The following is a 7,097-nucleotide window of genomic DNA, read 5'->3' on the forward strand; positions in this document are numbered from 1 at the left end:
ACGGCTTGCCGGCGATGGCATGCGTGAGATCGCCATCGCCGGCAAGCCGTGCTCCTGCAGGACAAGGATTACAACACCAGATGCGGCAACCACAGCGACAGCGCAGGAATGTAAGTCACGGCCATCAGCACCAGGAACAGCACGCCGTAGAACGGCAGCAGTGCCTTGACGGTCGATTCGATACTGACTTTACCCACGGCCGACCCCACGAAGAGTACCGCACCCACCGGCGGTGTTATCAATCCGATCCCCAGGTTCACCAGCATGATCATGCCGAACTGTACCGGGTCCACGCCAATGCCCAGGATCACTGGCATCAGGATCGGCGTCAGGATCAGGATCAGCGGCGCCATGTCCATCACGGTGCCCAGCAACAGCAACATGACGTTGATGCACATCAGGATCACGTAGCGGTTATCCGACAGCGTCAGGAACATCGTGGTGATTTTCGCCGGGATCTGCATCAGCGTCATGATGTAGCCGAAGCTGGCGGCAAAGCCAATCAGGATCATCACGATCGAAATCGTGCGCACCGTGCGATGCATCAGTTTCGGCAGTTCGCTCCACTTGTAGTCGCGGTAGATGAACATGGTCACGAAGAATGACCACAGCACGGCGATGGCCGCCGATTCGGTCGCGGTGAAAATCCCCGAGAGAATGCCGCCAAGGATGATCACCATCGCCATCAGGCCCCACAGCGCTTCGCCGCAGATCTTCAGCGCTTCGCGCATCGGAATGACTTCGCCCTTGGGGTAGTCGCGTTTCTTGGCGAAGATCAGGCACAGCACCATCAGGCACGCGCTCATCAGCAGGCCCGGCACCACACCGGCCATGAACAACGAGGCAATCGACACCGTGCCGCCAGCCGCCAGCGAGTAGAGCACCGAGTTGTGGCTAGGTGGGGTCAGCAGGGCTTGTACCGAACCGCTGACGGTGACCGCCGTGGCGAATTCACGGGGATAGCCGCGACGCTCCATCTCTGGAATCAGCACCGAACCGACCGAAGCGGTGTCCGCCACCGAAGACCCGGAGATCGCGCCGAAGAAGGTCGAGGCCATGATGTTGACCAGCGACAAGCCGCCGCGCACGAAACCCACCAGCACACCGGCGAACGCCACCAGGCGGCGGGACATGCCGCCCTCGGCCATGATCGCGCCGGCCAGTACAAAAAACGGAATCGCCAGCAGGGAGAATTTGTTCACGCCCCCGGCCACTTGAATCATCAGTGCCTGGAACGGAATGTCGATCCAGAATGCGCCGATCAGCGCAGAGAGCCCCAGCGCATAGGCTACAGGCATGCCGATCAGGATTAGCGCGATGAAACTGCCCAGCAGAATAAAAGCGTCCATTCAGGCAGCCCCTTCGTTTTCTTCAACGAGGTCGAAACGCACGACCCGACGGTTGCTCTGGTCGCCGAGCAAGAGTTTTTCCAGGACAAAGATCAGCGTCAACACGCCGCCCACCGGAATCGGCATGTAGGTGATGCCCACACGCAGCGTCGGCAGGGCACTCATGAACTGGTTCCAGGTCGACAGACACAGCTTGGTGCCCCAGATCGCCATGAACAGGCTGATGGTGGCCATCAACAGTTGAGAAAACACCCCCACAGCCTTGCGCGTATTCGGTTGCATACGGTCAGTGAGCATCGCCACCGCCATGTGCGAACCGGAGCGGTAGCTGGCGGCGGCGCCGATGAAAGTGAACACCATCATCAGCAGAATCGCCGTAGGCTCAGGCCAGCTGGAGCCGGTGCCAAGCACATATCGGGCAAATACGCCCCAAGGGATGATCAGCGCAATGGCCAGAACGGAGAGCCCGGCGACCCAGATACAGGTCATGTAGAGCTTGTCATTGAAACGTAGCAGCAGATTCTTCATCGGGTTCCACCGTAACCGGGCGCGCACAGACCTACAGCTGCGTCTGTGGCGCCGGGCCTTTCTTGAATGCAGGGAGGGTTACTGAACGGCTTCGATGCGCTTGATCAGGTCGGCGTAAGGCGCGCCGTATTTTTCGCGAACCGAGGCGGTAGCTTCATAGAAAGGTTTTTTGTCGACGGTGATGAACTCAACCCCGGCAGCCTTGAGCTTTTCTTCGCTGCTGGCGGATTTTGCATCCCACAGGGTGCGTTCCTGGGCCTGCGCGGCTTTGGCGGTCTTCTTCACCAGGGCCTGTTGTTCCGGCGTGAGTTTGTTCCAGGTGATTTTCGACATCACGATCGGCTCAGGCAGGATCAGGTGGCCGGTCAGGCTGTAGAACTTGGCGTTCTGGTAGTGGTTGTGTTCGAGCAGCGTCGGCGGGTTGTTTTCCGCGCCGTCGATCACCCCGGTCTGCAAGGCGCTGAAGATTTCGCCAGTGTCCATCGCAATACCGTTGCCGCCCATGGCGTTGATGGTTTCGATGAACATCGGGTTGCCTTGAACGCGGATCTTCATGCCCTTGAGGTCTTCCAGGCTGCGGACCGGTTTCTTGGTGTAGATGTTGCGGGTGCCGCCATCCATCCAGGCCAGGGCCACCAGGTTGAATTCGGAGTTGGTGATTTTGTCGAGGATCTCGTCGCCGACTTCACCGTCGATGACCTTGCGCATGTGCGCCTGGTCGCGGAACACGAACGGCATGTTGAACACGTTCACATCCGGCACCACCGGCCCGACGATGCCGAGGCTGACCCGGGCCATCTGGATGGCGCCGACCTGGGCTTGTTCGACCACTTCTTTTTCCGAGCCGAGCACGCCGCCGGCGAACATCTTGAAGGTCAGTTTGCCGTCGCTGTCGGCCACCAGGGTTTTACCCAGTTGCTCTTCAGCCACGACGGTCGGATAACCGGCGGGATGAATGTCGGCGAATTTGATTTCCAGTGCGTGGACGGCGCTGCTGAGGGTGAAGGCGAGTGGGAGTGCAGCGGCGAGCAAGGTGCGTTTGAAGTTCATGGGGGTGTCTCCAGTTTTGTTGTTTTTTTTATTCAAGGCACAGCGGTGCAGCAGAAGCGTCAGCTTATGAATCCGGTTGGCGAGGGGTTGAATGGGGGTTCGGGCAAGCCTCTGACACCAGCGTCGAGAGCAAACACGCCGCCGGCCAGGGACTGGTCGTCATGGTCGTCACCCGGGCGAATCGAGGTCACGAACAAGGTGTCCAGACGACTGCCACCGAAGGCGCACATGGTGGGTTTTTTCACCGGTACGCTGAGTGAGCGGTCAAGACGGCCGTCAGGGGTAAAACGATGGATCAAGCCGGCGTCGTTGGCGCAAATCCAGTAGCAGCCGTCGGCATCCACCGCCGCGCCGTCGGGGCGTCCGTCGAAGTGGTTCATATCGACGAACACTCGGCGGTTGGACGGTGTGCCACTGACGGTGTCGTAGTCGAAGGCCCATATCAGTTGCACATTGGGGTGCGAATCCGACAGGTACAGGGTCTTGCCGTCCGGGCTGAAACCCAGGCCATTGGGCACGATGAAGCCGTTCAGTTGTGCCTCGAGCGGCCCACGCTGCCCGGCGCTGTAGCGATAGAGCGCACCGTTGGCCGCATTGGCGCCCATGTTCAGCACCATGCTGCCGGCCCAGAAACGTCCCTGGCGGTCGCAGCGGCCATCGTTGAGGCGCATGTCGGGGCGGGCGTGATCGACGACAGCCAGTAACTCGCTGTGGAGGCTGCCGTCGTTGTGCGTGTGCAAATGGAAGAAGCCGCTCTCCATGCCGGCGACCCAGCCACCGTCGCGATGACGGGCGATGCAGGCAAGCATTTCCGGGGTTTTCCAGGCATGGACGTGCCCGGTATCGGCGCTCCAGCGTTGCAGGCCACCGGCAGGAATATCGACCCAGTACAGGGCATTTTCCTCGGGGACCCAAACCGGGCTTTCACCGACGGCGTTACGGGCATCGACAATCAATTCGGCTTGCATGGCAACTCATTCCCTTGGGTTTTTGTTGTGGGATCAAGTGGTAAGCGTTCTGGTTTCAGTCACCGAACGGGCCGGCTGCGCAAAAAGCACCGCCCTGATAGACCCGCGCCGGATCATCAGCGGCCGGCATTGGCTGCGCTTCGATTTTTTCGCGGAACACTTCGGAGCTGTCCTGTGGGACGTAGCCCAGGTGGGCGGCGTAGCGGTTGTCCCACCAGATGTCTTTGTTGTCGGACATTCCGTACACCACGGTGTGTCCGACGTTGGGGGTGTACAGCGCGCGTTCGAGCAATTGGGTCAGATCGTCGAAGCTCAGCCAGGTGCTCATCATCCGGCGGTTATGCGGCTCCGGGAACGACGAGCCGATGCGCACGCTGACGGTCTCGATGCCATAGCGATCGAAGTAAAACGTGGCCATGTCTTCGCCGTAGGACTTGGACAAGCCGTAGTAGCTGTCCGGGCGACGAGGCGAGTGGGCATCAATGACTTCGTCTTGCTTGTAGAACCCGATAACGTGGTTGGAGCTGGCAAAGATCACGCGTTTGACGCCATGCCGGCGTGCCGCTTCGTAGATGTGGAACACGCCGCAGATGTTGGCGCCGAGGATCTGCTCGAACGAGTGCTCGGTGGACACGCCACCGAAGTGCAGGATGGCGTCCACGCCTTCGACCAGTTGATGCACGGCTTGCTTGTCGGCGAGGTCGCAGGGCACCACTTCTTCGCGGTCATCGATGGCCGGGGCGATCTCGGCGATATCCGACAGGCGAATGACGTTGGCATACGGGCGCAGGCTTTCGCGCAAGACTTTGCCCAGGCCACCGGCGGCGCCGGTCAGCAGCAGGCGATTGAAGGGCGTTTGGGCGGTTGCAGTGGTCGTCATGGGAATCCCTGAACAAGCGGTTATTGTTATTGGTTCGTTGTAGGTTGTCGTACGACTACGCAGGAGTATCGTTAGGCTTTCTGTATCTTGTCAACGCGACTTTGGTGGAAATTGACGGAGGGTTAAATCGGCATCCATTGATCCTGTGGCGAGGGAGCTTGCTCCCGCTCGGCCGCAGAGCAGTCTTGAACGCAGACACAGCGGGACTATTGGAAGTTTGCAGGGGGCCGCTGCGCGACCCAGCGCGAGCAAGCTCCCTCGCCACAGTCCCTCGCCATAGTGATTCTGTGCCTGCAATCAATCTCCCTTACAACAACGAAATCGGATAGCTGATGAACAAGCGGTTCTCATCGAATTCGTTGGTGCTGAAATTCTTGCGGATGCTCGCGTTGCGCCATTTGACGTTGAGGTTCTTCAACGGCCCGCTCTGCACCGTGTAGGCCAGTTCCGATTCGCGACCCCATTCCTTGCCGTCAGTGATGGTGCCGGTGTGCACGTTGTCGCCGCTGATGTAGCGGTTCATCAGGGTCAGGCCCGGAACGCCCAAAGCGACGAAGTTGTAGTCGTGACGTACCTGCCAGGATTTTTCCTTGGCGTTGTCGTAGCTGGAGTTGTAGCTGTCGTTGGCCAGGGTGCCGCCGCTGGTGCCGTTGACGCGCATCCACGCATCGTCACCGCTGAGTTTCTGCAAGCCGACATAAAAGGTATGGCCACCGTACTTGGCCGAGAGCAGGGCGAATGCAGTCTTGTTGTCGAGATCACCCGCCAGCGCGCTGCCGTCTTCCTTGCCGATGAAGTAGCCAAGGTTGGCACCCAGGGTCCAGGCACCGATGGGTTGACTGTGGCTCAGGTTGAAATACTGCTGTTGGTAAAGGTCGCTGAGTTCGGCGTACCACACGCCGACCTGGGTGCGCTTTTCGTTGAACGCATATTCACCACCGCCGAAGTTGAAGCGGTCGGAACTGAAGGCCGCCGATCTGCCGTTCATGAACATGTCTTCCATGCTCGCATCGTTGCGCGGACTGTTCTGGCGGAACTGGCCACCGTAAAGGGTCAGGCCGCTGATTTCGGTGGAAGTCACCTGGCCGCCCTGGAAGGTTTGCGGCAGCGAACGACCGTCGTCGGAGCGCAGGATCGGCAGCACCGGCATCCACTCGCCGACTTTCAACTCGGTTTTCGACACTTTGCCTTTGAGCGCTACACCCAGGCGCCCGAAGTTATCGGCGGGGCGGCCGTCACTGTGTATCGGCAGCAGTTGCGTACCACCGGTGCCTTTGCCGCCGTCGAGCTTTTGCGAGTACATCCCCAGCACGTCCACACCGAAGCCGATCGGGCCTTGGGTAAAACCGGACTTGGCGTCGAGGATGAAGTTCTGCGTCCACTCTTCGGCCTTGCCCTGAGGATAGGCAGGGTTGGTGTAGTTACGATTGAAGTAGGCATTGCGCAGGTTCAGCGTGGCTTTGGCGTCATCGGTAAAGCCTTCGGCCTGGCTGGTCATGGGCAGGGCGAGGGCCAGGCTGCTGCAACCGATCAGGCTGAGGGTGTGGCGACGGGCGAAGGTGGGGCGTGAACTGCGGATGGACGAATTGCGCGCGTGTTTGCTCACTGTGACGTTCCCTTTCTTTTTTGTTTTTATTGTTTGTCATACGTCGTCGTACAACATTGGCGGCGATTATTTACGGGACGTTTCAGAGTTGTCAATCGGAAGTTATACGATGACTCGCGCAGCTGATAGGAGGTTGATTCTCGTTTTGCCCTGTCGCCCCAAGCCAGAGCGGGTGATAGTCTTGTTTAACGCTGTTGTCAGGGAGCCCTTATGGGCAATCACAAGATCGAGATTCGTCGCAGTAACGTCGAGAAAATCCTGCTGGGGGCCGAAAAAGTCTTCGCCGAGAAAGGTTTCGGCAGCACCGCCATGGCCGATATCGCCGCCGAAGTAGACCTTCCGCGCTCCAACCTGCACTACTACTTCAGCACCAAGACCGAGTTGTACAGCGCGGTGTTGTTCGACCTGCTGGAAGTCTGGAAGCAAGACGCGCTGTGCTTCGAGATGTTCGACGACCCACGCGTAGTGCTCAGCAGCTACATCCGGGCAAAAATGAACCATTCGCGCAGCCGTCCGTATGGCTCGAAAGTCTGGGCCAACGAAATCATCCACGGTGCGCCGACCTTGGGCGTAGCGCTGGATGCGAGCCTGTATGACTGGGCCAAGATGAAAGAAGCGAAGATCCGCCAGTGGGTGGACGACAAACGCATCCTGCCGGTGGAGCCTTCAAGCCTGCTGTACATGATCTGGGCCTCGACCCAGCACTACGCCGACTT

Annotated in this window: 7 protein-coding genes; 1 reads left to right on the forward strand and 6 read right to left on the reverse strand. The window is 59.4% G+C overall.

The annotated features are described in order from the left end of the window. Positions 1 to 68 precede the first annotated feature (68 nt). The 6 genes from D8V06_RS01745 to D8V06_RS01770 all read right to left on the reverse strand — a co-directional run bounded on the left by D8V06_RS01745 (position 69) and on the right by D8V06_RS01770 (position 6,354). Positions 69 to 1,349 (reverse strand): TRAP transporter large permease, encoded by a 1,281-nt coding sequence (locus tag D8V06_RS01745; RefSeq protein ID WP_056852883.1) that lies wholly within the window; start codon positions 1,347 to 1,349, stop codon positions 69 to 71. Further along, a complete protein-coding gene (locus D8V06_RS01750; RefSeq protein WP_056852882.1) occupies positions 1,350 to 1,877 on the reverse strand; it encodes a TRAP transporter small permease in 528 nt (175 codons plus the stop codon). Between the two features lie 78 nt (positions 1,878 to 1,955). Then, the gene (locus D8V06_RS01755; RefSeq protein WP_056852881.1) at positions 1,956 to 2,927 is read right to left on the reverse strand and encodes a TRAP transporter substrate-binding protein; all 972 of its coding nucleotides are present in this window, start codon (positions 2,925 to 2,927) and stop codon (positions 1,956 to 1,958) included. 59 nt (positions 2,928 to 2,986) lie between these two features. Further along, entirely contained in the window at positions 2,987 to 3,895 is a 909-nt protein-coding gene (locus tag D8V06_RS01760) for an SMP-30/gluconolactonase/LRE family protein (RefSeq protein ID WP_130930321.1), read from the reverse strand. 55 nt (positions 3,896 to 3,950) lie between these two features. Further along, positions 3,951 to 4,775 (reverse strand): NAD(P)-dependent oxidoreductase, encoded by an 825-nt coding sequence (locus D8V06_RS01765; RefSeq protein ID WP_130904765.1) that lies wholly within the window; start codon positions 4,773 to 4,775, stop codon positions 3,951 to 3,953. A 307-nt stretch (positions 4,776 to 5,082) separates the two neighbouring features. After that, on the reverse strand, positions 5,083 to 6,354 hold the full coding sequence (locus tag D8V06_RS01770) for an OprD family porin (RefSeq protein WP_130930323.1): 1,272 nt from the start codon (positions 6,352 to 6,354) through the stop codon (positions 5,083 to 5,085). A gap of 237 nt (positions 6,355 to 6,591) precedes the next feature. Between D8V06_RS01770 and D8V06_RS01775 the strand changes: the two genes are divergently transcribed. Beyond that, positions 6,592 to 7,097 (forward strand): TetR/AcrR family transcriptional regulator (locus tag D8V06_RS01775; RefSeq protein WP_130930322.1); only part of this gene is annotated, 506 nt, incomplete at its 3' end.

This window comes from Pseudomonas sp. Sample_24 (assembly GCF_004307605.1).
Classification (GTDB): domain Bacteria; phylum Pseudomonadota; class Gammaproteobacteria; order Pseudomonadales; family Pseudomonadaceae; genus Aquipseudomonas.

Bases quoted from the DNA above. Each gene is read 5' to 3' on its own strand.
- D8V06_RS01745 (WP_056852883.1), bottom strand. From the start codon at position 1,349: ATGGACGCTTTTATTCTGCTGGGCAGTTTCATCGCGCTAATCCTGATC.
- D8V06_RS01750 (WP_056852882.1), bottom strand. From the start codon at position 1,877: ATGAAGAATCTGCTGCTACGTTTCAATGACAAGCTCTACATGACCTGT.
- D8V06_RS01755 (WP_056852881.1), bottom strand. From the start codon at position 2,927: ATGAACTTCAAACGCACCTTGCTCGCCGCTGCACTCCCACTCGCCTTC.
- D8V06_RS01760 (WP_130930321.1), bottom strand. From the start codon at position 3,895: ATGCAAGCCGAATTGATTGTCGATGCCCGTAACGCCGTCGGTGAAAGC.
- D8V06_RS01765 (WP_130904765.1), bottom strand. From the start codon at position 4,775: ATGACGACCACTGCAACCGCCCAAACGCCCTTCAATCGCCTGCTGCTG.